This is a genomic window from Halomonas piscis (assembly GCF_031886125.1).
GTDB lineage: Bacteria > Pseudomonadota > Gammaproteobacteria > Pseudomonadales > Halomonadaceae > Vreelandella > Vreelandella piscis.
This window is the reverse complement of the sequence record NZ_CP119391.1, coordinates 125,502-149,068: the sequence shown is the minus strand read 5'-3', so window position 1 is coordinate 149,068 and position 23,567 is coordinate 125,502. Positions and strand designations below refer to the sequence as shown.

Genomic DNA, 23,567 nt, shown 5'->3' with positions numbered 1-23,567 from the left:
CGGCGCTCAAGAATACACGTCTGCCGCCGCCTTGTCCGCCCCCGGCTGCTACACCGGCGCCGATGCGCTATAATCGTCGCCGCCCGCTGTCAACGTCGACAAAGAGTCACCATGACCTCCCACGCTGAATCCCAGGAAGATCTGCAAAGCCGCGAAGCCAAGCACGTCACCCACGTCGGCGCCTGGCTTGACGGCGTTTTGAGCCTGGCCAAGATGATCGTGGGCCTTGTGGTCGGCTCGACGGCGCTGATCGCCGACGGCATCCATTCGCTTTCCGATCTGATCACCAACGGCTTTGTGCTGGCGGCGATTCACTACGGCCGCCAGGGGCCGGATCACGACCACCAGTACGGCCACGGCCGCATCGAGACGCTAACCACTCTGCTGCTGGGCAGCGTGCTGATCTTTGTTGCCGGAGGTATCGCCTGGTCGAGCCTGGATCGCTTGCTCAGCGGCCGGACCGTAACCGCGCCCGGCCTCTGGGCCATTGTGCTCGCCGGCGTCGCGCTATTGTCCAAGGAATGGATTTTCCGCTATACCATGCGCGTGGCCAAACGCGTGCAGTCCAAACTGCTGGAGGCCAACGCCTGGCACGCCCGAAGCGACGCGCTGTCCACGGTGGTAGTGCTGGTGGCGATGATCGCCGCCCAGGTCGGCCTGGGCTGGGTCGACGCCGTGGCCGCCATCATCGTCGGGCTGATGGTGGGTAAAGTGGGCTGGGATCTGCTCTGGGACTCCGCCCGGGAGCTGGTGGATACCGCCCTGCCTGACGACGCCCAGCGCCAGATGTACGGCGTCGCCGAAGGCGTGCCCGGAGTGGAAAGCGTGCACGACCTGCGCACTCGCCAGTCCGCCGGCTGGGCCATGGTCGATCTGCATATCGTGGTGGCCAAGCGTGTCAGCGTTTCCGAAGCTCACGAAATCGGCAACGAGGTCAGCCGCCGGCTGCGCCACGCCTTCCCCGCGCTGACCGACGTCACCTTTCACATCGACCCCGAAGACGACGCCGGCGAAGGCGACCCCAGCCGCTTTCCCGGCCTGCCGCTGCGCCCCGACGTCGAGGCCACGCTGGACGCCCGCTGGCATGCCCACCCGGTATGGCGCACTCGGGCAGAGCTGCAGCTGCATTACCTGGGCGGCAAGGTCTCCGTCTCGCTGATTGTCGGCGACGATATCCACCAGCCCCCCCAGTGCCTGGCCAGCCAGCTCAAGGCGCTGGCCGACGACGTCGAATGGCTGAGCCACGTCGAGGTCCTGCTCGTCACCCGGGCCACCAGCCTTCCGGCGAGCTAGAGCGACACGCTCGACAGCACCGCGGTGGCAATGCTGAAGTAGATCACCACCCCCGAGGCGTCGATCAGCGTGGTCACCAGGGGAGCCGAGGCAGTGGCCGGATCGAGCTTGAAGCGCTCGAGCACAAAGGGCAGACACATCCCCAAAAGGCTGCCGAACAGCACGATGGTGATCATGCTGGTCGCCACCACGGTGGCCACGGCGGTGCCCCCGCGCATGACGCCAATGGGGGCGACGGCCAGGGCCATGGTCAGCCCCAGCGAACCGGCCACCAACAGCTCGCGGCCGAGCATCTTGCCCCAGTCCTTGACGCCCACGTCGCCGGTGGCCATACCGCGCACCATCAGCGTCGCGGCCTGGGCGCCGGCGTTGCCGCCGCTGCCGATCAACAGCGGCAAAAAGAACACCAGCGCTACCTTGGCCGCAATGATGTCCTCGAAGTAGGCAATGCCCGCGCCGGAAAACAGGTTGGCAAACACCAGCAGTACCAGCCACATGACCCGCTTGCGATACAGCGTCCACAGCGGCACGCGGCGGACGCCGTCTTCCAGCTGGCCGATGGACATCCCCTTGTGGATATCTTCGGTGGCCTCGAACTCGGCCACGTCCATGGCGTCATCATGGGTGACGATGCCCACCATGCGGCCGTCACTGTCGGTCACCGGTAGAGCAATCAGATCGTAGCGTGCAACGATGCGCGCCACTTCTTCCTGCAGCTCGTCGACCCGGGTGTGAATCACGTCGCGGATCATGATGTCATCCACAACGGCGCCCGGGCGCGACACCATCAGCATGCGCAGCGACATGGTGCCGATCAGCTCGCCGCTTTTGGCGAGCACGTAAAGCTGATACACCGTCTCGGCATCCGGTGCGGTCTGGCGCACTCGCATCAGCGCCTGGGACACCGTCATGCCGCTGTCTATGGCCACATAGTCAGAGGTCATGATGGCGCCGGCATAGCCTTCCTCGTAGCTGGCCAGGCGCTTCAGCTCTTCGCGCTCCTTGTGCGCCATGCGCCGCAACAGCGTTTCGCGGCGGTCTTCATCCAGCAGGTTGAACAGGTCAGCGCGCTCGTCCGAGCCCATTTCCTCCAGCAGCTTGAGCAGCTGGGTATCTGCCAACGCGCCCACAATCGTCAGCTGCGAGCCGCTGGGAAGATAGCCCAGCACGTTGGCTGCCCGGTCATTCTCCAGTAGCGCAAGCGTGTCAACCGCCGCCTCAAGCGCGCTGTCTTCCTCGATGAGGGCCTCGAGTATCTCGCCGATATCCGGCGAGCGGATTTCCCCCATCCGCTCGACTACAGAGTCATGGCCCGGCGTATCCGCCAGTGACGGGGCCTGGTCCTGCGCGGCGGCGGCATGCAGCCTTAGCAAATCGTCTTTCAACGCTTCCAGCGTCGGGTCGTAAAGCGCCATTAAAGTGTCCTCCGCGCGGCAATGGTCTTCGCGATACGGCGGCGTGGCGCCTGTCGCGAGATAATAGGGGCAGTATGTCGTGGGCAATACGGCTTTGGCGACGTGTTTTGACGCGGCAAGCGTTGCCTTTGCGTTCAGGGCTATCTTAACAGACAAAAAAAACGCCCCCCGGCTCCGCAAGGGGCCAGGGGGCGTGGCTCGGACTGCGCCGCTTTGAAGCTAGCGGCTCTGGTTACGCAGCTGCTGGATGGTGCGCAGCTTGGCCACTGCCTCGGCAAGCTCCGCCGCAGCCCGGGTGTAGTCGAGCTCGGCGGACTTCTCGTTCAGCGACCTGAGCGCTTCCTGGCGCGCCTCTTCGGCCGCGGCCTCGTCGAGATCGCGCGCTCGTGTGGCCGAATCGGCAAGCACCGTGACCACGTCGGGCTGCACTTCCATGAAGCCGCCGGAAACGAAGAAGCTTTCTTCATCGCCGCCTTCCAGCTTCACGCGTACCGGCCCCGGCTTCAGCGACGTCAGCAGCGGGGCGTGTCCCGGCAGAATGCCGAGATCGCCCGCCGTGCCGGACGCGATCACCTGCTCGACACTGCCCGAGTAGATGGCCGCTTCCGCGCTGACGATATTGCAATTCACGCTATTCGCCATGGCGAACCCCCCTGGTGAACAGGATTACTGCTGCATCTTGTTGGCTTTCTCGACGGCTTCGTCGATGGTGCCGACCATGTAGAAGGCCTGCTCCGGCAGCTCGTCGTAGTCACCGTTGAGGATGCCCTGGAAACTGGCGATGGTGTCTTTCAGCGACACGTAGGTACCCGGCGAGCCGGTAAACACCTCGGCGACGAAGAACGGCTGCGACAGGAAGCGCTGGATCTTGCGCGCCCGATCCACGGACAGCTTGTCTTCGTCAGACAGCTCGTCCATGCCCAGAATCGCGATGATGTCCTTGAGCTCCTTGTAGCGCTGCAGCACGCCCTGAACGCCCCGAGCCACCCGGTAGTGCTCATCGCCGACCACTTCCGGCGCCAGCTGGCGCGAGGTGGAGTCCAGCGGGTCGATGGCCGGATAGATACCCAGCTCGGCGATGGAGCGGGCGAGTACCACGGTGGCATCCAGGTGGGAGAAAGTCGTCGCCGGCGACGGGTCGGTCAAGTCGTCCGCGGGCACGTAGACGGCCTGGACGGAGGTGATCGAGCCTTCCTTGGTCGAGGTGATGCGCTCCTGGAGAACGCCCATCTCCTCGGCCAGCGTCGGCTGATACCCCACCGCGGACGGCATCCGGCCCAGCAGCGCCGACACCTCGGTACCCGCCAGGGTATAGCGGTAGATGTTGTCCACGAACAGCAGCACGTCGTGGCCTTCATCGCGGAAGTTCTCGGCGATGGTCAGACCGGTCAGCGCCACGCGCAGACGGTTGCCCGGCGGCTCGTTCATCTGGCCGTAGACCAGCGATACCTTGTCGAGAACGTTGGACTCGGTCATCTCGTGGTAGAAGTCGTTACCCTCACGGGTACGCTCGCCCACGCCGGTGAAGACGGAGTAGCCGCTGTGCTCGGTGGCGATGTTGCGGATCAGCTCCATCATGTTGACGGTCTTGCCCACGCCGGCGCCGCCGAACAGGCCAACCTTGCCGCCCTTGGCAAACGGGCATACCAGGTCGATGACCTTGATGCCGGTTTCCAGCAGCTCTTCCGAGGCGGCCTGGTCGGCGTAGCCCGGCGCCTTGCGGTGGATCGGCATGCGCTGCTCTTCGCCGATCTCGCCCGCCTCGTCGATGGGCTCGCCGAGCACGTTCATGATCCGGCCAAGCGTGGCCTTGCCCACGGGCACGGAAATGGCCGCGCCGGTGTTGGTCACCTCGGTGCCGCGCTTGAGCCCTTCGGTGGTGCCCATGGCGATGCTGCGCACCACGCCGTCGCCCAGCTGCTGCTGAACTTCCAGAACGGTTTCGGACTGGGTGATATTCAGCGCGTCGTAGACCTTGGGCACAGCGTCCCGAGGGAACTCTACGTCAATCACCGCGCCGATGATTTGTACGATACGTCCGCTCATCTTGGTTCCTCTTTAAAACCTGCAAATGAAACCTGTGTGCCGGGAGGCCTCGCCTCCCGAGGCGTTATACGGCAGCGGCACCGCCGACGATTTCGGAAATTTCCTGGGTGATGGCGGCCTGACGGGCCTTGTTGTAAACCATCTCCAGATCGTCGACCAGGTCGCCGGCGTTGTCGGTGGCGCTCTTCATGGCAATCATGCGCGCCGCCTGCTCGCAGGCGCCGTTCTCCACCACCGCCTGATATACCTGCGATTCGATAAAGCGAACCAGCAGGCTATCGAGCAACGTCCTGGCATCCGGTTCATACAGGTAGTCCCAGCTCTGGGGACGGGCGTTTTCCTGATCCTGCTCGTCGTCGCCCACGTCGGACGACAGCGGAAGAAGCTGACGCACCACCGGCTTTTGCGTCATGGTGTTAACAAACTCGTTATGCACCACGTACAGACGGTCGAGCTGGCCTTCGTCATACGCTTCGAGCATGACCCTGACGCTACCGATCAGATCCTCAGCCCGGGGCGCCTCGCCCAGGTTGCTCTTGGCTGCCACCAGCCTGCCGCCATACTTGTTGAAAAAATGGCTGGCCTTGCTGCCCAGCGCGCAGAAATCGAGCTCTACGCCCTGGTCATGCCAGGCACCGGCATCTTTCACCGTGGCCTTGAACAGATTGGTGTTCAAACCGCCGCACAGCCCGCGATCCGACGAGACGACGATGTAGCCCACGCGCTTCACTTCGTTGCGCGGGATCATGTAGTCATGGCGATATTCGGGGCTAGCATCCGCCAGGTGCGCCACCACGTTGCGGATCTGCCTGGCGTAAGGCTGGCTGGCCTTCATCAGATCTTGCGCTTTACGCATTTTCGACGCAGCGACCATCTCCATGGCGCTGGTGATCTTCTGCGTATTCTTGATGCTCCCTATCTGGGAGCGTATCTCTTTTGCAGCTGCCATAGCGATCTACCCTTCGTTCGTGGCTCTCAGAAAAGAAGGCAGACTCACCGCTGGCGGTGAGCCCAACGCTTTACCAGGTCTGAGTGGCCTTGAACTGTTCCAGAATCGACTTCAGACCGTCCTTGGTCTCATCGTCGTAGTCGCCAGACTGATTGATCTTGTCCATCAGCGCTGCATGTTCCGCCTTGGCGTAATCGTGCAGGGCGCTTTCAAAGTCCAGCACCTTATCCACCTCGATATCGTCCAGGTGGCCTTCGTTGGCGGCGAACAGCGACAGCGCCATCTGCGCCACGGACATCGGCATATACTGCTTTTGCTTCATCAGCTCGGTGACGCGCTGGCCGTGTTCCAGCTGCTTGCGCGTGGCTTCGTCCAGATCCGAGGCGAACTGGGCAAAGGCCGCCAGCTCGCGGTACTGAGCCAGCGCCAGGCGCACGCCGCCACCCAGCTTCTTGATGATTTTGGTCTGGGCCGAGCCGCCCACCCGGGAAACCGAAAGACCGGCGTCGATCGCCGGGCGAACGCCCGAGTTGAAAAGGTCGGTCTGCAGAAAGATCTGGCCGTCGGTGATCGAGATCACGTTGGTGGGAACGAACGCGGAGACGTCGCCGCCCTGGGTCTCGATGATCGGCAGCGCCGTCAGCGAGCCGGTCTTGCCGGTCACTTCGCCGTCGGTGAACTTCTCGACGTAGTCTTCGTTGACCCGCGCGGCCCGCTCGAGCAGACGCGAGTGGAGGTAGAAGACGTCGCCGGGGAAGGCCTCACGGCCCGGCGGACGGCGCAGCAGGAGCGATACCTGACGGTAGGCCACGGCCTGCTTGGACAGGTCGTCGTAGACGATCAGCGCATCTTCGCCGCGGTCGCGGAAGTACTCGCCCATGGTGCAGCCCGCGTAGGCCGCGAGGAACTGCATGGGGGCCGGGTCGGCGGCGCCGGCACAGACAATGATGGTATGTTCCATCGCGCCGTGCTCTTCGAGCTTGCGCACCATGTTGGCAACGGTGGACTGCTTCTGGCCGATGGCCACGTACACGCAGGTCACGCCAGTGCCTTTCTGGTTGATGATGGCGTCGATGGCGATGGCCGACTTGCCGATCTGGCGGTCGCCGATGATCAGCTCGCGCTGGCCGCGGCCGATCGGCACCATGGCGTCGATGGCCTTGAAGCCGGTCTGGATCGGCTGGTCAACGCCTTCGCGGGTGATAACGCCCGGGGCGACCTTTTCCACCGCGTCGGTCATCTTGGTGTTGATGTCGCCCTTGCCGTCGATGGGATTGCCCAGGGCATCCACCACGCGGCCGACGAGCTCGGGGCCTACCGGCACTTCCAGAATGCGGCCGGTGCACTGGGCGACCATGCCTTCTTCCAGCTTAAGGTAGTCGCCCAGCACCACAGCGCCCACGGAGTCGCGCTCGAGGTTGAGCACCATGCCGAAAATGCTGCCGGGAAATTCAATCATTTCACCAAACATCGCGTCTTCGAGGCCGTGAACTTTCACGATGCCGTCAGAGACGCTGACGATGGTGCCCTGATTACGGGCTTCGGATGCGACGTCAAGCTTCTCGATACGCTGCTTGATGATGTCGCTGATCTCGGAAGGATTCAGTTGCTGCATGCCATGTCCCTCAAACTCAAGTGGTCAGCGCTTCGGAAAGGCGGTTCAGTCGACCGCGCACCGAGCCGTCGATAACGGTATCGCCGGCGCGCAGGATGGCGCCGCCAATCAGCGATTTATCCACCTGAGTGGTAATGGAGATTTCGCGATTCAGACGTTTTTTAAGCGCGTTGAGCAGGGTGGCCTGCTGCTTGTCATCGAGCTTAAAGGCTGACGTCACGTTTACGTCGATACGCTGCTCGTACGCTGCGCGCAGCTGCTCGAACTGGGCAGCAATGGCGTTGAGCGCGCCCAGCCGATGCATCTCTGCCAGGCCGGCCAGAAAGCGCTCAAGGTCATCGCTGGTCGCCTTGGCCGTTTTGCCGTCCGCCAGCAGCTCTTTCAGAAACGCGACTTTCTGCGCGCTGGAAAGCTGGGGGCTGCCGAGCAGGCGACGAACCTCGGGCTCGAGCACCACCTGCCCCAGCAGGGCAAGGGCGTCGGACCAGGCCTTGAGCGCATCGTTATCGCGCGCGTATTCATACGCTGCCTTGGCGTAAGGACGAGCGACGGTGGATTGCTCCGCCATGGTGGGCCTCCTTACAGTTCGGCAGCCAGTTCATCGAGCAGCTTGCGGTGCGCTTTTTCGTCGACGGTGCTTTCCAGCACGCGCTCGGCGCCGATTACCGCCAGGTGAGCCACCTGGGCGCGCAGCTCTTCACGGGCACGCTGCATGTCCTGGTCGATCGCGGCGCGGGCGCCGGCAATCATGCGCTCGCTCTCGGCGCGTGCTTCCTCGCGCGCCTCCTCGACTATCTGGGCAGAGCGATTGTTCGCCTGCTCGAGAATCGCGGACGCCTGCTCCTTGCTTTCGCGCAGCGTCTGGTTGGCCTGTTCCTGCGCCACCTCGAGATCGCGGGATGCGCGGCTTGCTGCGTCCAGACCATCAGCAATTCTTTTCTGGCGCTCATGAAGCGCATTGCTGATCGGCGGCCACACATACTTTATGCAAAACCAGACAAAGATCGCGAAAGCGATCGTCTGTCCGATTAGCGTCATGTTGATATTCACAGGGATCTACCTCTGACAAGTTCGTGGCGACCGGGGTGAAACAAAACCGAGCGGCGCACGCTCGGTCCCGCTTGTTTAACCGGCAACAACGAAGATGAGGTACATCGCGATACCCACGCCGATCATCGGCACGGCGTCAAGCAGACCCGCCATCAAAAACGTTTTCACCTGCAGCTCATCACCCATTTCCGGCTGACGCGCGGTCGATTCGATCAGCTTGCCACCCAGAATGGCAAAGCCGATTCCGGTGCCCAAAGCGCCCAGGCCGATCATGAGGGAAGCGGCAACGTAGATGAGTTCCATGGTAGTGCTCCTAGAGGTTAGGTCAGGTTATGGGTTGAAGGTGTTGCTTGGTTAATGGCGCTCGTGTGCAGCGTTCAGGTACACAACGGACAGCACGGTAAAGATGAAGGCCTGCAGGGTGACGATCAGGATATGGAAGATCGCCCAGGGCACATCCAACAGCCAGATTGCCCAGAACGGCAGCAGGGCGATCAGGATGAAGATCACTTCGCCGGCAAACATGTTGCCGAAAAGACGCATGGCAAGGCTGAACGGCTGCACCAGCAGCGCCACAACCTCGAGCAGCAGGTTGAACGGGATCAGCGCCCAGTGGTTGAACGGCTTGAGCGAAAGCTCCTTGGCAAACCCGCCGGCGCCCTTGATCTTGAAGTTGTAATAAAGCACCAGAATAAACACGCCAAGCGCCATGCCGAAGGTGGCGTTGAGGTCGGTGGTGGGGACAATTTTCATCTGATCGACGCCGACTTTCTCGAAAACGCCGGGCAGGTAGTCCACCGGTATGATCTTCAGCGTGTTCATCATCAAAATCCAGACGAACAGCGTCAGTGCCAGCGGCCCGATGATCGGGTTGACGTTATGGAAGGTGGAGCGGGTGAGGTTTTCGATGAACTCGAACGTCACCTCGATGATGCTTTGCAGCGTGCCGGGCACGCCGGTAGTCGCGGCGTTACCCACCTTGCGAAACAGCCAGATGAACAGAAAACCCATGCCGAGGGACCAGCCCATGGTATCCAGATGGATAGCCCAGAAGCCCATGTCGCTTGCCTGCTCGGCCGTCCGCGCGATGGACCAGCCGTTTTCCGGATGAAGCCCGAACGTCAGGTTGATCAAGTGGTGCTGAATATATTCAGCCGGGGCGACTTCGTTTCCTGCTGCCATGGCGCTAGTTACCTCGATAAGTTGAGCGATGCCGCCGCAAAAGCCAGGGGCCCAGCCAGTGCGTGAGAACAACCGCTACGTAAGCACTAAAGAAGAAAGCGGGGTTTGAGGGGGGCACTACGACAAACAGCAGGGTAAAAAGCGCCACCGTCAAACCAAACTTGCCCATTTCAGCGCGCAGCAGGCGCCTGGCGCCCTGTAGCGCGCCCAGTCGCGGATTCAGGATGCCCGCCCGCAGCACAAAGAGCCCCTGCGGAACAATGGCAACGAGCGCGCCTTTCAGCGCGTCCAGCGCTCCGCCTGTGCCACCCGCGACAAACCCTGCCAGCAGGCAGGCAAAGCTAACGCTTACCTGCGCGACAGCGAGCCGGTAGACATAGCCCCGGCGACGCTTGAATCGGTTTCGTTGCATAGTCGTTCAGGCCACTTCCAAAGCGTGCGTCTCGCGGGCGCAAGCTCTCGGGATCCATGCCTGCGATCTCAGCCTGCAAAATCATGCGCGATTATAGGGAAGCGCTATCACTCCTTCAACCGAAGGGCCCTTTTTTTCGGCGTTATCGCACTTTTTGCGACCAAAGCGGCAGAGTTGGGAGGCGTTACCTGCCAGATTTTAATAAGCCTGCTATTTAATACGGCCCAGGATACCGTCCAGTTCTTCCAGGCTCGAGTAGCGAATGGTCAGCGCACCCTTGCCTTTTTTCCCCTGCTTGATCGATACCGGCGCCCCCAGCTGTTCGCTGAGTCGGGTTTCCAGCCGGGCCACATCGGGCGAGACCGATTGGGACTGCGGCTTTTTCGCCGGCGCTTCGGCCTGAGCCATCACGCTTTTCACCAGCGCTTCGGTGGCTCGCACGGTCAGATCGCGGTTGACCACGTCCCGGGCGACGCTCGTCTGCTGGCCGCCGGGTAGCGCCAGCAGCGCCCGTGCATGCCCCATGTCCAGATCGCCACGCTCGAGCAGGGTCTGCACCTCGCTTTCCAGCGTCAACAGGCGCAGCAGGTTGGCGACCTGGGTCCGCGACTTGCCCACGGTATCGGCGATTTGCTGCTGGGTCAGCGCAAACTCGTCGCCCAGGCGCTTGAGGGCCAGCGCCTCTTCCACGGCGTTGAGGTTTTCCCGCTGAATGTTCTCGATCAGCGAAAGCGCCAGCGCGGCATCGTCGTCAACGTCGCGGACAATGGCGGGAATGACGTCGAGCTCGGCGAGCTTGGCGGCGCGGAAGCGGCGTTCGCCGGCGATGATTTCGTAGCGCTGCTCGTCTACCGCGCGCACCACAATGGGCTGCATGACGCCCTGGGAACGGATGGAGTCGGCAAGCTCTTCAAGCGCTTCGGGATGAAAATCGCGCCGGGGCTGATATTTGCCCCGGGCCAGCTGCCACAGCGGCAGCCGTTCCAGGCGTCCGTCGCTCTCGCTGCCCTGCCCTTTTGTCGACTCTTCTGTCGGCAAGGGGGCATCCTTGTCGACCGGTACGGCGACGTCATCCCCGGGATTTCCACCGTCCTGGCGAGTGCCGGAACCGATCAGGGCGTCCAGCCCGCGCCCCAGCGCGCGTTTACGCGTCATTGGCTTTTCCTCGTCATCAACCGAACGTTCACAAAAACACGCTTCGCTACGGCTTTCTGGCCATCACAGCGCCAGGCGGCCGAGCATTTCCTTGGCCAGCACGCGGTAGGCCTGGCTGCCCCGGGAAAACCGCGCGTAGTGGCTCACCGGCAGGCCATGGCTCGGCGCTTCGGCTACCTTGACGTTGCGCGGAATGGTGGCCTTGAGCAGCCGATCGCCAAAATAGCCGCGCAGCTGGCTGTCGACTTCCCGGGTCAGGCTCATGCGCTTGTCGTACATGGTCCGCAGGATACCCGAAATCTCGAGATCGGGATTCACGCTCTGCTGGATCTGTTCGATGGTGCCCAGCAGCGCCGAGAGGCCCTCAAGGGCATAGAATTCGCACTGCAGCGGGATCAGCACACCGTCGGCGGCGGTGAGCGCGTTGACCGTGAGCATGTTCAGCGACGGCGGACAGTCGATGAGAATAATCTCGTAATCGTCGGAAAGCGGCCTCAGTGCCCGGGCCAGACGGCTCTGACGCTCGTCGACCTGCAAAAGCTCGACCTCGGCGGCGGTCAGATCGCCGTTGCCCGGCAGCACGTCAAACCCCGCCGGTGAATCACCGATGATGGCCTCCCGGGCGGACCTGTCGTCCAGCAGCACGTCGAGCACGCTGGCGTCCAGCGCGTGCTTGTCGATGCCGCTGCCCATGCTCGCATGCCCCTGGGGATCAAGGTCGACCAGAAGGACACGACGCCCGAGCGCGGCCAGGCTGGCAGCAAGATTGACGGCGGACGTGGTCTTGCCCACGCCGCCTTTCTGGTTGGTCAGGGCGATGATCTGGCTCACTTACTCCCCTCCTTCCGGGGTCAGAATCAAAAGCTGGCGTTCGGCGTCGGCAAAGGGCACCTCCAGCCGGTGGCGCTGTTTGAGCGCCACGCCGGCGGGCAGCGCTTCAAGCTCGTCGTCGGCGCCCGGGCCCTTCATCGCCAGCCACTCGCCGTCGGCTGCCGGCAACCCGCGCGTCAGGGAAACGAAATCCGTCAGGCTGGCAAAGGCTCGGGAGATCACCTGATCAAAGCCGCCGCCGTCGAATGCCTGCACCCGGGCCTGGGTGGCGATGACGTTTGAAAGGCCCAGCTCCATGATCGCCTGGCGCTGAAAGCGAACCTTCTTGCCGTTGCTGTCGAGCAGGGTGACCTCAAGCTCGGGCTGTAGCATCGCCAGCACCAGCCCGGGAAAGCCGGGGCCTGCGCCCACGTCAATAAGCGTGGTCGCGCGCACGAACGGCAACACCGCCGCGCTGTCCAGCAGGTGGCGGGAAACCATCTCGTCAACGTCGCGCACGGCGGTGAGGTTATAAGCCCGGTTCCACTTGTGCAACAAGGCAACCAGCCCCAGCAGCCGGCGGCGCTGCTGTTCGCTGACGCCAATAGCCAGGCGTTCAAGCCCCTGATCCAGCCGCTTTTCTACGCTTGCCGGCAGCTTTTCCAGAAGCGTGGAGGCGGGCAACGATGCGCGTTGGCTCATCCGTTGGCAGCCTCTTTTTTGCCGGCGTCCGCGGTATTCAGCAAACGGTGCTTTTTCAGGTGGATCAGCAGTATCGATACCGCTGCCGGCGTCATTCCGGCAATGCGCGAGGCCTGAGCCAGCGTCGCCGGACGCGCCTCCTCCAGCTTCTGGCGGATCTCGTTGGACAGGCCGTCGACCCGGTCGTAGTCGAGATCGTCCGGCAGGGGCGTGGCCTCGTGACGCTTGAGCTTGTCGATATCTTCCTTCTGACGATCGATGTAGCCCTGGTATTTGGCCTGGATCTGCACCTGCTCGGCCACGGTATCGTCGCTTACCGGCTTGCCCTCGATGCCGGGCAGCGCGGCGATATCGGCATAGCCAAGCTCGGGACGCTTGAGCAGAGCCGCCAGGGTGAACTCTCGGGCCAGGGGTTTGCCCAGCGTCTCGGCGAGCTTTTGCCCCGCCGCGGAGCTCGGCTGCACCCAGGTGCTCGCCAGGCGCCCGTTTTCCTGCTCGATGGCATCGCGCTTGGCGCAAAACGCCTGCCAGCGAACGTCATCGATCAGCCCCAGCTCGCGGCCGGTGGCGGTCAGACGCAGGTCGGCGTTGTCCTCGCGCAGCAGCAGGCGATACTCCGCTCGGGAGGTGAACATGCGGTAGGGCTCCTTGGTGCCCATGTTGATCAAATCGTCCACCAGCACACCCAGATAGGCCTCGTCGCGCCGCGGCCACCAGGCTTCAAGCGCCCGGGCCCGGCGGGCGGCGTTCAGCCCCGCAAGCAAGCCCTGGGCGCCGGCTTCCTCGTAGCCGGTGGTGCCGTTGATCTGGCCGGCAAAAAACAGGTTGTGGACAAACTTGGTTTCCAGCGAATGGTGCAGGTCCCGGGGGTCGAAGAAATCGTATTCGATAGCGTAGCCCGGGCGGGTGATATGGGCATTTTCCAGCCCGTCGATGGAGCGCACGAACTCCAGCTGAACGTCAAACGGCAGCGACGTGGAAATGCCGTTGGGATAGAGCTCGTGGGTATCCAGCCCTTCGGGCTCGATGAAGACCTGATGGCTGGCCTTGTCGGCAAAGCGGTCGACCTTGTCCTCGATCGACGGGCAGTAGCGCGGGCCGACGCCCTCGATGCTGCCGGAATACATCGGCGAACGATCAAGATTGGCGCGAATGATCTCGTGGGTTCGCTCGTTGGTGTGAGCGATATGGCAGCTCATCTGACGCGGATGCATCTCGCGGCTGCCGATATACGACATCACCGGTGACGGTTCATCCCCCGGTTGTTCGGCCAGCCGGGAAAAATCCACGGTCTTGGCGTCAATCCGCGGCGGCGTGCCGGTCTTCAGCCGATCAACGCGAAAGGGAAGCGCGCGCAGACGCTGGGCCAGCGCGTTGGACGGCGCATCTCCGGCGCGGCCGCCCAGGGTTTTATCCCCGCCGATGTGGATAACGCCGCCGAGAAAGGTGCCGGTGCACAGCACCACGGTTTCGCCGTAAAAGCGAATGCCGGTTTCGGTGACGGCCCCGCGGACGGTATCGCCGTCCATGATCAGATCCCCTGCCGACTGCTGAAAAATCGTCAGGTGTGGCTGGTTTTCCAGCATGCGGCGGATGGCGCTCTTGTAGCGCACGCGATCGGCCTGAGCGCGGGTTGCGCGCACCGCAGGGCCCTTGCGGGCGTTGAGCACGCGAAACTGGATGCCGCCCTCGTCCGTGGCCAGCCCCATGGCGCCGCCCAGGGCGTCGATTTCCTTGACCAGGTGGCTTTTGCCAATACCGCCGATGGCGGGATTACACGACATCTGCCCCAGGGTTTCGATGTTGTGAGTCAGCAGCAGGGTCTGACAGCCCGTGCGGGCGGAGGCCAGTGCGGCTTCGGTTCCCGCATGGCCACCGCCGATGACAATGACGTCAAAGCGGTCGGGATAATTCAAAGGACACCTCGTCTTGTGCGCTTGGCACCGATGTGAAGAAGGCGCAGGGCGCCGGTTTTCCCAGCCGCCCAGTATAAACCTCCTGTGGGTAACCGTCAGGTTTTTCCACACGGGTTTTGGAGCCCTCTCTGTTAATCAATAACAAATCAATTAAATAAAAGAAGTTCTATTGTTGTTGTAATTACTGGTGTGGATGATTTTTGTGGAAAAGTGGGTTTTTATAACAGGTATCAACATCTTGCGTTGTTATCCAAAGAGTTGAAAAGCGGCGGACAGCGCGCGCACAAGCGCTGAAGGAGCGGTGGATAACCAGGCGGGTTATCCACCGATGCAGATAGCGACAACTTTTCCACCGCCTCATACCGGCCTTGTCACCGCGGCTGTGAACAACCGGGACGCAGCGCGGCGAAACCACGCTCGTCGCGCGCAACAAGGGGCTCGTGGCCGTTTGACAGCGGCGATATGAAAAATAATATCCACAGGCAGAAAATTTTGTTTCAGCGCCATTTTCTGTCTCAATCAGGCAAGATTTGCAGCAGCAAGGAGCAGGAGAACGCAGCGTCATGCTGCAGGGCGGAGTCGACAGGGCGAAAAGTGGGAGGAGCGTGGATATGGATTCCTTGAGTAGGCAAGACGGCTGGCGTTATCTTGAAGGTCGAATACCCTGCACGTTTGGTAACAGGAGACCCTTATGGAAGACCGCGTACTGCTGATCACCGGTGCCTCGAGCGGCATCGGCGCCGCGACGGCTCGCGCCGCCGCAGAGAAGGGCTTTCGCCTGGTACTGGCGGCGCGCAGCGTCGACAAGCTCGACGCGCTCGCCGAGGAAATCGGCGCCGACCGGGTGATGACCGTGAGCTGCGACGTGACCTCGATGGACGATCAGCAGGCCATGGTCGAGCAGGCGCTCGAGCGTTTCGGCCGGCTGGATGCGGTCTTTGCCAACGCCGGGCGCGGCGGCTCTCCCGGCGGGTTCAGCGCAGCCGACCCCGAGCAGTGGAAGGATATGCTGATGACCAACGTCTACGGCCTGGGCCTGACTCTGCAGGCGACGCTGCCCGCCCTCAAGGAAAGCCAGGGGCATATGCTGCTGACCGGCTCTGCTGCCGGACGTGCGACCATTCCCGGCTCCATGTACAGCGCCAGCAAGTGGGCGGTGACCGGCATCGGCCACAACCTGCGCGAAGAGCTCCGCGGGTCGGGGATGCGCGTTACCCTGATCGAGCCCGGCATGGTGGATACGCCCTTCTTTGACGAGCCGCCGGCCCATGCCATGAAGGACGAAGACATCGCCAACGCGGTGATCTACGCCCTTGGCCAACCCGCCCACGTGGACGTCAACGAAATCCTGGTGCGCCCGACGCCGGCCAGGGAATAACCTGTATAGCCGTCAGTGCTTGAGTATCCGGGCGAGGAAGTTCTGGGTACGTTCGTGCTGCGGCGCGTCGAACAGCTGCTCGGGCGGGCCTTGTTCGGTGATTTCACCCTGGTGGATATAAATCACGCGGTCGGCTACCTCCCGGGCAAAGCCCATCTCGTGGGTGACGACCACCATGGTCATGCCTTCCCTGGCCAGCTCGCGTATGGCATCCAGCACTTCGCCGATCATCTCCGGGTCCAGGGCTGACGTCGGCTCGTCAAACAGCATCAGCCGCGGTTCCATGGCCAGCGCCCGGGCAAGGGCCACGCGCTGCTGCTGGCCGCCGGAGAGCTGCGACGGGTACTTGTGGGCCTGATCCTCGATACCCACGCGCTCCAGCAGGCGGGTAGCGTTGCGGATGGCGTCCTGGCGGCCGGTACCGCGCACCTTGATCGGTGCCAGGGTAACGTTGTCGCGCACGCTGAGGTGAGGGAACAGGTTGAACTGCTGAAACACCATGCCGACTTCGGTGCGGATCTGCTGCAGCGCCTGTTCGCCTCTACCGTGAGGGCGCAGCGTCTTGTCGGCGACGTCGAGGGATCCCTGTTGAAACTCCTCCAGGCCGTTGATGCAGCGGATCAGGGTGGATTTTCCCGAGCCGCTGGCGCCGATCACCACCACGACTTCCCCGGGAACAATTTCCAGATCGATATCCTTGAGCACGTGCAGGCTGCCGAAGTGCTTGTTGAGCTTTTGCATGTGCACGATAGGCGATGCGTTCCGGTCAGGCTGCGCGGTTGGGGTCGATTGCGTCGTTGCGTTCATAGGCAGTCCTCATTCTCCGGCAAGGCCGCGGCGCTCGAGCTGCGCGAGCAGGATGGAAAGCGTCCAGGTAATGGCGAGATACAGCAGCGCCACCATGAAATAGACTTCCATGGCGGTAAAGGTCGTGGCGATATAGATCTGCCCCTGGCGGACCAGCTCGCCGACGCCGATCACGGAAAACAGCGACGTATCCTTGATACTGATGATGGCCTGGTTGCCGAGCGGCGGCACCATGCGGCGCAGCGCCTGGGGCCAGATGATATAGCGAAACGACTGGCGGCGGGACAGGCCCAGGGATAGCGCCGCTTCGCGCTGGCCCTGATCAATGGACTGGACGCCACCGCGGACGATTTCGGAAATGTAGGCGCCGGAGTTGATGGCGATAGCGGCAATCCCCGCGGTCAGCGCGTTGATGGGGCCGCCCAGCAGCTGGGGCAGGCCGTAGAAGATGAACAGCACCTGGACCAGAATCGGCGTGCCCCGAAACACTTCGATATAGACCACGGCCAGCCAGCGCATCCAGCGCAGCGGGCTGATGCGCATCAGCCCGAAGATGATGCCGATGACAAAGCCGATGGCGAGGCCGCCGAACGAGATCAACAGGGTCCAGGGAATACCGGGCAGCAGGTGGGGGATCGAAGCGAGCGCCGCTGCCCAGTCAAAGTTGAAGGTTACGTCCACGAGGGCTTCTCCTGATCAGGGACGATAAATTAACCGCAGTGTTGAAATGACGCAGGGCCGGGGGCGATGCCCACCGGCCCTGACCACCTAATAACCCTTGATACGTTATATCGGTACTATATAACAGCATGACGCTTGAGGCGGGTGTTCAAGACCTAGTCGGCGTCGGGCGCTTCGCCAAACCACTTGGTGTAGATCTCGTCGTAGGTGCCGTCTTCGCGCATGGCCGCCAGCGCCTCGTTGGTGGGCTCCAGCCACTGGCTGCCCTGGTGAAAGACGATGCCGTACTGCTGGCCTTCGTAAAGCGGGCCCACTACCTTGGCACGGCCTTCGCCCTGGGTCTGGGCAAAGTAGGCCACGTTGGGCGCATCATAGAAAGCGGCGTCGACGTTGCGGCCGAGCAGCGCCATGTACATGTCGGAGGTGCCGGGGTAAGGCGTGATCTCGGCGCTGTCGCCGAGCTTTTCCTGGAGGAAGTCGTAGCTGGTCGAGCCGATCTTGGTGGAGACCGACTTGCCTTTGAGGTCTTCCAGGGTCTCGATATCGTCGTTGCCCTCGCGCACCATCAGCCGCAGGCCGGAATCGTAGTAGGGGTCGGAGAAATCCACGACCTTTTCACGCTCCTCGGTGATGGTGGTGCCGGCAATGGCGATTTCCTGACTGCCGGTCTGCACCGCGGGGATGATGCCGGAAAATTTCATGGTGGTCAGATTGACCTCGAAGCCGGCGCGCTTTGCGACTTCGTTGATGATGTCCATGTCGAAGCCGACCATCTCGTCGGTTTCGGAGTCCAGCATCTCGAAGGGCACAAAGCTTGGGTCGGTGGCCACGTTGACGCTGGGCTTGTCCTGGGCCATGGCGGCACCGGCGGTGCCGAGCCCTGTGGCCACGGCAGCGGCGAGCAGGGTATGGAAAAGCGGCGTGCGGCCGATGGCCTGCCGGGTGATCGTTGCCAGATTCTTGTTCCGCATTGGTCTATCCCCGTCTGTCGTGCCTGGCGGCGCAGCATCGGGCAGTTCCCGGCGCCGGCCAGGGCAGTTATTGGATTTTTCTGCTATGGGACAGGGTAACCTTGGCGAGAAACCGGCGAAGGGTCAAGCTTACCGATGCTGACGGGGCTGGCAGTCGATTGTCGGGCGGGATCTGGAGCCGTTAAGCGATGAGGGCAGGCCTGCGGCCTGCTTTCGCGCGCTGAAGTTCGTATCTACCCCGTAGCCGGAGACGGGTAGACGGGTAGCGACTCCATGGAAGCCGGATACCGTGGGGGCTGACTTTGGTCAGCGATGGCCGTGCGCTTAGACCATAAAGGATGCGCCGCAGCCGCAGGTCGAGCTGGCGTTGGGGTTTTCCACGCGAAAGCGCGCGCCGGCCAGGCCTTCCTCGTAATCCACGGTGGAACCGACTAGGTACTGGTAGGACAGCGGATCCACCACAAGGGAGGCATCGTCAAACTCGATGAGGGTGTCGTCGTCGGATACGTTGTCGGCAAAGTCGAAGCCGTACTGGAACCCGGAACAGCCGCCGCCGGTAACGTAAACGCGCAGCTTGAGCGCGCGGTTGCCTTCTTCTTCCACCAGCGCCTTGAGCTGTGTACGGGCGCTGTCGGAAAGAAGCAGCGGGGTGGGAACAAAGGAAGCTGCACTGCTCATGGCTATCTCCCGCAAGCGTGTAGAGGAAATCGGGCGGAGGGTAATGTCCGCCGATTCGTTAACATAATTATGAATAAGACCCGGCAAAAGGGTCAACGTTCCCCGGCGCCGCGAGCGGGCTCTCAGGGCATCAGCGCCGGGGCCTGAAGGCCCAGGTGCTCGTCAAGGCCGAACATCAGATTGAGGTTCTGGATGGCCTGGCCCGACGCGCCCTTGACCAGGTTGTCGATCACCGAGAGCACCACCACGGTGTTGCCGTCTCCCGGGCGATGAACGGCCAGCCGGCAGACGTTGTTGCCCTTGACGCTGCGGGTTTCCGGATGGCTGCCCGCGGGCATGACGTCGACGAAGGGCTCGTCGGCGTACCAGGTCTCGAATAGCGCCTGCAGATCGGCCTCCGGCTCGGCGACAAGCTGGCCGTAGAGCGTGGCGTGAATGCCGCGGATCATGGGCGCGAGGTGCGGCACGAAAGTAAGGTTGACCTCGCCGTCGTGAGCCGCGATGAGTCCCTGGCGGATTTCCGGCAGGTGGCGGTGGCCGCTGACGGCGTAGGCCTTGAGCGACTCGCTGGCCTCGGCCAGCAGCGAGCCGACCTTGGCGCCCCGGCCGGCGCCGGTGACGCCGGTCTTGCAGTCGGCGATCAGCTGGCTCGGATCGATCATGCCGGCCTTCAGCAGCGGCAGAAAGCCAAGCTGTACCGCGGTCGGGTAGCACCCCGGCACGGCCACCAGCTGCGCTTTCTTGATGGCTTCGCGGTGGAGCTCCGGCAGGCCGTAAACGGCGCCTTCAAGCAGCTCCGGCGCGCCGTGGGTCTGGCCGTACCAGTCTTCCCATTCGGCGATGTCGCGCAGGCGAAAATCCGCCGAGAGATCAATCACCCGGGTACCCCGAGCAAGCAGGTCGCCGGCCAGGGCGTGGGCAACGCCGTGGGGCGTGGCAAAAAACACCGCGTCCATGCGGGCCAGAACGCCGGCGTCGGGCTCGCTGAACGCCAGGCCGTCGTAATGCCCGCGCAGATTGGGGTACATGTCCGTGACCTTGACGCCCGCCTCGGAGCGCGAGGTGATCGCTTCGACGCTGACGCCAGGATGCTGGGCCAAAAGGCGCAGAAGCTCTACGCCGGTATAGCCGGTACCGCCTACAATGCCAACCTTGATCACGTGTGACTCCTTTAAAGACGCATGCCCGGCGCCAGGCGCCTGGTCTTACCTGCCGATACGGCGGCCTGGCACTGCCCGCCCCGCACCGCCGGGCTGTCGAAGTAGATACGCCTATGATACACAATAGAGTAGGTACCAGCGTAAAACGTACGAAGGCCAGGACACCACCCAAGATATTTAAGGACATTCCCCGCGTGGCACGCGTATTCCGTTCGATTTTCACCCTTAAGCGTTTCAGACGCCAGCTCGCCAACGTCGATGCGCTGCCTCAACTTTGCGTGCTGGGACTGGTATCGGGGATGATTACCGGCGCACTGATGGTCGGCTTTCGCACGATGCTGAGCCTGGGGGCGTCGCTCTACATGCCCGAGGGAAGCCCCGAAACCTTCGAACAGCTCACCCCCTGGGTACGCGCCGGGCTGCCGCTGCTGGCCGTGCTGCTGATCGGTTTGTGGCTGGGGCGTCTGACGCCTTCCGGGCGCAAGATCGGCATTGCCCACGTCATCGAGCGGCTGACCTACCATCAGGGGCGCTTTTTGCGCCGCAACTGGTTCACCCAGTGGTGGGTGGGGCTCGTTTCGGTGCTCGGCGGGCTCTCTGCCGGCCGCGAGGGGCCAGCCATTCACCTGGGGGCGGCGGCGGCCAGCGGACTGGGGCAGTATTTTCGCCTGCCGCACAACAGCCTGCGCGTGCTGGTGGCCTGCGGTACCGCCGCCGGCATTTCGGCGTCGTTCAACACGCCCATTGCCGGAGTCATCTTCGCCATGGAAGTGGTGATGATGGAGTACACCATTACCGGCTTCATGCCGGTGATACTGGCGTCCACGGTCAGCGGCTTGATCGCCCAGCTGGCGTTCGGCTTTGAGCACGCCTTTCAGATCAGCGATATTGCCCTGGGCTCGCTTGCCAACCTGCCCTGGATTGTGGTCAGTGCGCTGGGTATCGGCCTGCTTGCCGCCTGTTTCATCCAGGTGGCCCGGACAGCGACAAGATTGCAGCGGCTATCGTTCGGCGTTCGCTGTGCCCTGGTGGGCGTACTGGTCGGCAGCGCCGCCTGGTTTTATCCCCAGGTCCAGGGCATAGGTTACGACACCCTGGGGCTGACGTTCAGCGGCCATCCGGCCGTCGACGTTCTGCTGGCGGTGGCCGTGGGCAAGCTGCTGCTGACAGCGTTTACCGTGGCCTGCGGTATTCCGGTGAGCATCATCGGGCCGATACTGGTGGCCGGCGGCGCGGCCGGGGCGCTGTTTGGTCTGCTCGGCAATCAATTGATGCCCGGCATGTCTGCCAGCACTACGGTGCACGCCATGCTGGGCACGGCGGCGATGATGGGCGCCATTCTCCAGGCGCCGCTGGCCGCGCTGATGGCGCTTTTGGAGCTGACCCATACGCCCAACATGATGCTGCCGGGCATGCTCACCGTGGTAGTGGCCTGCCTGACCAGCCGCCAGCTCACCGGCAGCAAGGGCTTTTTCAACAGCGCGCTGAGCGGCAGCCGTCACCCGCTTCAGCATCCGCTGATGCAGGCGCTGTCCCGGGTATCGGTGCCGGCGGTCATGGAACGCAACCTGGTGCGGACCCGGCGCATGATTACCCCCGCGGCGGCGCACAAGCTGCTGGAAACCAATCCGGTGTGGCTGATCATCGAGCGCTCGAGCCAGAAAAAGCCGCTGCTGGCGCTGCGCGGCTCGGCGCTGGCCCGCTGGCTGATCGAACATGAAACCCCTATTCGGCAAGGGCACCGCGACTACCAGCGGATCGACCTGATGGAAATCCCCGGTCAGCGCCTGGAGCTGGCGCCCATCGGCCTGCAGGCCACGCTGTCCGAGGCGTTTATCGCTCTCCAGGATGAATCGCTGGGAGCGCTTTACGTGGTTCACGGTCGCCATCTCAAGCAGCGGCGGATTTCAGGTATCATCACCCGCGGGGCGGTGGAACGTTACTATCAGTATAGCGATCGGTCGTTGACTGCTCCCCGCCCTAAAGGACGGGGATTCCCAATTCACGGAGAACAGGACATAGGTACTTGACCCATGCCACTTACATTCTCTCCAAGGGCTAACACCGCCAGCCCGGCGGCTTTAATGTTGACTGCGGCGTTAACGTCGCGGTCGTGTTCGGCTGCGCACTCTGGGCATGTCCAGGCGCGGACGTGTAACGGCATCTTGGCCATCACATGCCCGCAGTCTGAACAGCGCTTGCTCGACGGATACCATTGGTCGATGGCCGACAGTTGGCGATCCGCCCAAGCCGCCTTGTACTCCAGCTGGCGGACGAACTCGCCCCAGCCGGCATCGCTGATTGACTTGGCAAGCCGAGGGTTACGCAGCATGTTCTTCACCTTGAGGGATTCGACGCAGATCACTTGGTTCTCGTTAACGATCTGGCGGGACAGCTTATGCAAGCTGTCCATGCGGCAATCGGAGATCCTGGCGTGAAGTTTCGCCACCTTCTGCCGAGCCTTGGCGCGATTCTTCGAGCCGAGCTTCTTCTTGCTCAGCCGACGCTGTGCCTTGGCAAGCTGGGCGGCGTATTTTGCCGTATGGCAGGGATTGCCGATTCGATGCCCGTCGCTGGTGACGAACAGGTCTTTCAGGCCCAGGTCGATGCCTACCATCTTCGGGGTGACGGGCAACGCCCGGGGGTCGAACTCGCACAGGCACGACACGAAGTAGCGTCCTGCCGAGTCCTTGGAAACGGTAACAGTGCTGGGTTCGCTGGGAAGCTCACGGCTCCAACGGATGGCCAAAGATTCGCTGCACTTGGCGAGGAACAACTGGCCATCCCGGTATTTGAAGGCCGAGCGGGTGAACTCCGCCGACTGGCGATGCCGCTTGCTCTTGAAGCGAGGGTACTTGGCGCGGCCTTCAAAGAAATTCTTGAACGCGCGCTGCTGGTGACGAAGGCACTGTTGAAGCGGAACCGAACTTACCTCGTTGAGGAAGGCAGTTCCGCCGTCTTTCTTCATCAGCGAGAGCTTGGCGTTCGCCGCTGCGAAGCCGGTCTTTTCCCCGTGCTGATAGAACGCGTCCGTGCGGTATCGGAGAACCGCATTGTAGACGAAGCGCACACACCCGAATGTCCTGGCCAGGAGCTGTTCCTGTTCAGGAGTCGGGTAGAAGCGGTATTTGTAGGCGCGTTTCGTCATGCCTTGCAAGATACTCCACAAATGTAAGATAGCAACCACCTGAGAAGGAGGCAGCGAGAAAAGGGTCGTCCTACGGACGACGCGCTATCCCTCCCCGCACTAAAAGTGCGGGGTATCTCGCGCAAAATCTGATGACCAATCGCGACGGCGGCAACACCAGAAATCTTCTCTGAGGCGCCGCTGCAGACAGTTAAGGAGT

General features: G+C 62.6%; 23 protein-coding genes. 3 read left to right on the top strand and 20 right to left on the bottom strand.

The features are described 5' to 3' along the window. Positions 1-111: 111 nt before the first annotated feature. On the top strand, positions 112-1,293 hold the full coding sequence (locus tag P1P91_RS00660; RefSeq protein WP_311883828.1) for a cation diffusion facilitator family transporter: 1,182 nt from the start codon (positions 112-114) through the stop codon (positions 1,291-1,293). Here the strand turns inward: P1P91_RS00660 and mgtE are convergent. From mgtE to mnmG, 14 genes are all read right to left on the bottom strand, one after another. After that, positions 1,290-2,708: a magnesium transporter gene (gene mgtE, locus P1P91_RS00655; RefSeq protein WP_311883825.1), complete on the bottom strand. Its 1,419-nt coding sequence runs from the start codon at positions 2,706-2,708 to the stop codon at positions 1,290-1,292. The two genes, P1P91_RS00660 and mgtE, sit on opposite strands and share 4 nt — an antisense overlap. Before the next feature lie 219 nt (positions 2,709-2,927). Further along, positions 2,928-3,350, bottom strand: a complete 423-nt coding sequence (locus tag P1P91_RS00650; protein ID WP_311883822.1) for a F0F1 ATP synthase subunit epsilon — start codon at positions 3,348-3,350, stop codon at positions 2,928-2,930. A 24-nt stretch (positions 3,351-3,374) separates the two neighbouring features. Then, the gene (atpD, locus tag P1P91_RS00645; RefSeq protein ID WP_311883821.1) at positions 3,375-4,754 is read right to left on the bottom strand and encodes a F0F1 ATP synthase subunit beta; all 1,380 of its coding nucleotides are present in this window, start codon (positions 4,752-4,754) and stop codon (positions 3,375-3,377) included. Positions 4,755-4,818: 64 nt separating this feature from the next. Further along, positions 4,819-5,703, bottom strand: a complete 885-nt coding sequence (gene atpG, locus P1P91_RS00640; protein ID WP_311883818.1) for a F0F1 ATP synthase subunit gamma — start codon at positions 5,701-5,703, stop codon at positions 4,819-4,821. Between the two features lie 70 nt (positions 5,704-5,773). Further along, on the bottom strand, positions 5,774-7,318 hold the full coding sequence (gene atpA, locus P1P91_RS00635) for a F0F1 ATP synthase subunit alpha (RefSeq protein ID WP_311883817.1): 1,545 nt from the start codon (positions 7,316-7,318) through the stop codon (positions 5,774-5,776). A 16-nt stretch (positions 7,319-7,334) separates the two neighbouring features. Further along, complete coding sequence (locus tag P1P91_RS00630; protein WP_311883816.1) at positions 7,335-7,886, bottom strand: F0F1 ATP synthase subunit delta; 552 nt, start codon at positions 7,884-7,886, stop codon at positions 7,335-7,337. Positions 7,887-7,897: 11 nt separating this feature from the next. Next, entirely contained in the window at positions 7,898-8,368 is a 471-nt protein-coding gene (locus tag P1P91_RS00625; protein WP_311883814.1) for a F0F1 ATP synthase subunit B, read from the bottom strand. A 75-nt stretch (positions 8,369-8,443) separates the two neighbouring features. Then, complete coding sequence (gene atpE, locus P1P91_RS00620) at positions 8,444-8,671, bottom strand: F0F1 ATP synthase subunit C (RefSeq protein ID WP_017429150.1); 228 nt, start codon at positions 8,669-8,671, stop codon at positions 8,444-8,446. Positions 8,672-8,722: 51 nt separating this feature from the next. Next, on the bottom strand, positions 8,723-9,550 hold the full coding sequence (gene atpB / locus P1P91_RS00615; RefSeq protein ID WP_311883813.1) for a F0F1 ATP synthase subunit A: 828 nt from the start codon (positions 9,548-9,550) through the stop codon (positions 8,723-8,725). 4 nt (positions 9,551-9,554) lie between these two features. After that, positions 9,555-9,962: an ATP synthase subunit I gene (locus P1P91_RS00610; protein ID WP_311883812.1), complete on the bottom strand. Its 408-nt coding sequence runs from the start codon at positions 9,960-9,962 to the stop codon at positions 9,555-9,557. 210 nt (positions 9,963-10,172) lie between these two features. Continuing rightward, positions 10,173-11,117, bottom strand: a complete 945-nt coding sequence (locus tag P1P91_RS00605) for a ParB/RepB/Spo0J family partition protein (protein WP_311883811.1) — start codon at positions 11,115-11,117, stop codon at positions 10,173-10,175. A gap of 63 nt (positions 11,118-11,180) precedes the next feature. Continuing rightward, positions 11,181-11,948 (bottom strand): ParA family protein, encoded by a 768-nt coding sequence (locus P1P91_RS00600; protein ID WP_311883810.1) that lies wholly within the window; start codon positions 11,946-11,948, stop codon positions 11,181-11,183. Then, the gene (rsmG, locus tag P1P91_RS00595) at positions 11,949-12,629 is read right to left on the bottom strand and encodes a 16S rRNA (guanine(527)-N(7))-methyltransferase RsmG (protein ID WP_311883808.1); all 681 of its coding nucleotides are present in this window, start codon (positions 12,627-12,629) and stop codon (positions 11,949-11,951) included. Next, positions 12,626-14,545 (bottom strand): tRNA uridine-5-carboxymethylaminomethyl(34) synthesis enzyme MnmG, encoded by a 1,920-nt coding sequence (gene mnmG / locus P1P91_RS00590; protein WP_311883807.1) that lies wholly within the window; start codon positions 14,543-14,545, stop codon positions 12,626-12,628. Before mnmG ends, rsmG begins: the two co-directional genes overlap by 4 nt. A 691-nt stretch (positions 14,546-15,236) precedes the next feature. Between mnmG and P1P91_RS00585 the strand changes: the two genes are divergently transcribed. After that, positions 15,237-15,923 (top strand): SDR family oxidoreductase, encoded by a 687-nt coding sequence (locus P1P91_RS00585; RefSeq protein WP_311883806.1) that lies wholly within the window; start codon positions 15,237-15,239, stop codon positions 15,921-15,923. 12 nt (positions 15,924-15,935) lie between these two features. Here P1P91_RS00585 and P1P91_RS00580 read toward each other — a convergent pair whose 3' ends face one another. The 5 genes from P1P91_RS00580 to argC all read right to left on the bottom strand — a co-directional run bounded on the left by P1P91_RS00580 (position 15,936) and on the right by argC (position 20,220). Continuing rightward, positions 15,936-16,730, bottom strand: a complete 795-nt coding sequence (locus tag P1P91_RS00580; RefSeq protein WP_376717169.1) for an amino acid ABC transporter ATP-binding protein — start codon at positions 16,728-16,730, stop codon at positions 15,936-15,938. Positions 16,731-16,739: 9 nt separating this feature from the next. Continuing rightward, positions 16,740-17,411 carry an amino acid ABC transporter permease gene (locus tag P1P91_RS00575; protein WP_311883804.1) on the bottom strand — a complete coding sequence of 224 codons (672 nt, stop codon included), beginning with the start codon at positions 17,409-17,411 and terminating at the stop codon, positions 16,740-16,742. A gap of 155 nt (positions 17,412-17,566) precedes the next feature. After that, complete coding sequence (locus P1P91_RS00570; protein WP_311885822.1) at positions 17,567-18,268, bottom strand: transporter substrate-binding domain-containing protein; 702 nt, start codon at positions 18,266-18,268, stop codon at positions 17,567-17,569. Positions 18,269-18,706: 438 nt separating this feature from the next. Further along, positions 18,707-19,060: an iron-sulfur cluster insertion protein ErpA gene (gene erpA / locus P1P91_RS00565; protein ID WP_311883803.1), complete on the bottom strand. Its 354-nt coding sequence runs from the start codon at positions 19,058-19,060 to the stop codon at positions 18,707-18,709. 122 nt (positions 19,061-19,182) lie between these two features. After that, positions 19,183-20,220: an N-acetyl-gamma-glutamyl-phosphate reductase gene (gene argC, locus P1P91_RS00560; RefSeq protein ID WP_311883801.1), complete on the bottom strand. Its 1,038-nt coding sequence runs from the start codon at positions 20,218-20,220 to the stop codon at positions 19,183-19,185. Between the two features lie 194 nt (positions 20,221-20,414). On the opposite strand from argC, the gene P1P91_RS00555 reads away from it, so the two are divergent. After that, positions 20,415-22,250: a chloride channel protein gene (locus P1P91_RS00555; RefSeq protein WP_311883800.1), complete on the top strand. Its 1,836-nt coding sequence runs from the start codon at positions 20,415-20,417 to the stop codon at positions 22,248-22,250. Here P1P91_RS00555 and P1P91_RS00550 read toward each other — a convergent pair. Then, complete coding sequence (locus P1P91_RS00550) at positions 22,223-23,368, bottom strand: RNA-guided endonuclease InsQ/TnpB family protein (protein ID WP_311883799.1); 1,146 nt, start codon at positions 23,366-23,368, stop codon at positions 22,223-22,225. The two genes, P1P91_RS00555 and P1P91_RS00550, sit on opposite strands and share 28 nt — an antisense overlap. Positions 23,369-23,567 lie beyond the last annotated feature (199 nt).

What these genes read in the sequence shown, in the direction of transcription:
- P1P91_RS00660 (WP_311883828.1), top strand. Translation starts at nt 112, where the DNA reads ATGACCTCCCACGCTGAATCCCAGGAAGATCTGCAAAGCCGCGAAGCC.
- mgtE (WP_311883825.1), bottom strand. Translation starts at nt 2,708, where the DNA reads ATGGCGCTTTACGACCCGACGCTGGAAGCGTTGAAAGACGATTTGCTA.
- P1P91_RS00650 (WP_311883822.1), bottom strand. Translation starts at nt 3,350, where the DNA reads ATGGCGAATAGCGTGAATTGCAATATCGTCAGCGCGGAAGCGGCCATC.
- atpD (WP_311883821.1), bottom strand. Translation starts at nt 4,754, where the DNA reads ATGAGCGGACGTATCGTACAAATCATCGGCGCGGTGATTGACGTAGAG.
- atpG (WP_311883818.1), bottom strand. Translation starts at nt 5,703, where the DNA reads ATGGCAGCTGCAAAAGAGATACGCTCCCAGATAGGGAGCATCAAGAAT.
- atpA (WP_311883817.1), bottom strand. Translation starts at nt 7,318, where the DNA reads ATGCAGCAACTGAATCCTTCCGAGATCAGCGACATCATCAAGCAGCGT.
- P1P91_RS00630 (WP_311883816.1), bottom strand. Translation starts at nt 7,886, where the DNA reads ATGGCGGAGCAATCCACCGTCGCTCGTCCTTACGCCAAGGCAGCGTAT.
- atpE (WP_017429150.1), bottom strand. Translation starts at nt 8,671, where the DNA reads ATGGAACTCATCTACGTTGCCGCTTCCCTCATGATCGGCCTGGGCGCT.
- atpB (WP_311883813.1), bottom strand. Translation starts at nt 9,550, where the DNA reads ATGGCAGCAGGAAACGAAGTCGCCCCGGCTGAATATATTCAGCACCAC.
- P1P91_RS00610 (WP_311883812.1), bottom strand. Translation starts at nt 9,962, where the DNA reads ATGCAACGAAACCGATTCAAGCGTCGCCGGGGCTATGTCTACCGGCTC.
- P1P91_RS00605 (WP_311883811.1), bottom strand. Translation starts at nt 11,117, where the DNA reads ATGACGCGTAAACGCGCGCTGGGGCGCGGGCTGGACGCCCTGATCGGT.
- rsmG (WP_311883808.1), bottom strand. Translation starts at nt 12,629, where the DNA reads ATGAGCCAACGCGCATCGTTGCCCGCCTCCACGCTTCTGGAAAAGCTG.
- P1P91_RS00585 (WP_311883806.1), top strand. Translation starts at nt 15,237, where the DNA reads ATGGAAGACCGCGTACTGCTGATCACCGGTGCCTCGAGCGGCATCGGC.
- P1P91_RS00580 (WP_376717169.1), bottom strand. Translation starts at nt 16,730, where the DNA reads ATGAACGCAACGACGCAATCGACCCCAACCGCGCAGCCTGACCGGAAC.
- P1P91_RS00570 (WP_311885822.1), bottom strand. Translation starts at nt 18,268, where the DNA reads ATGGCCCAGGACAAGCCCAGCGTCAACGTGGCCACCGACCCAAGCTTT.
- erpA (WP_311883803.1), bottom strand. Translation starts at nt 19,060, where the DNA reads ATGAGCAGTGCAGCTTCCTTTGTTCCCACCCCGCTGCTTCTTTCCGAC.
- P1P91_RS00550 (WP_311883799.1), bottom strand. Translation starts at nt 23,368, where the DNA reads ATGACGAAACGCGCCTACAAATACCGCTTCTACCCGACTCCTGAACAG.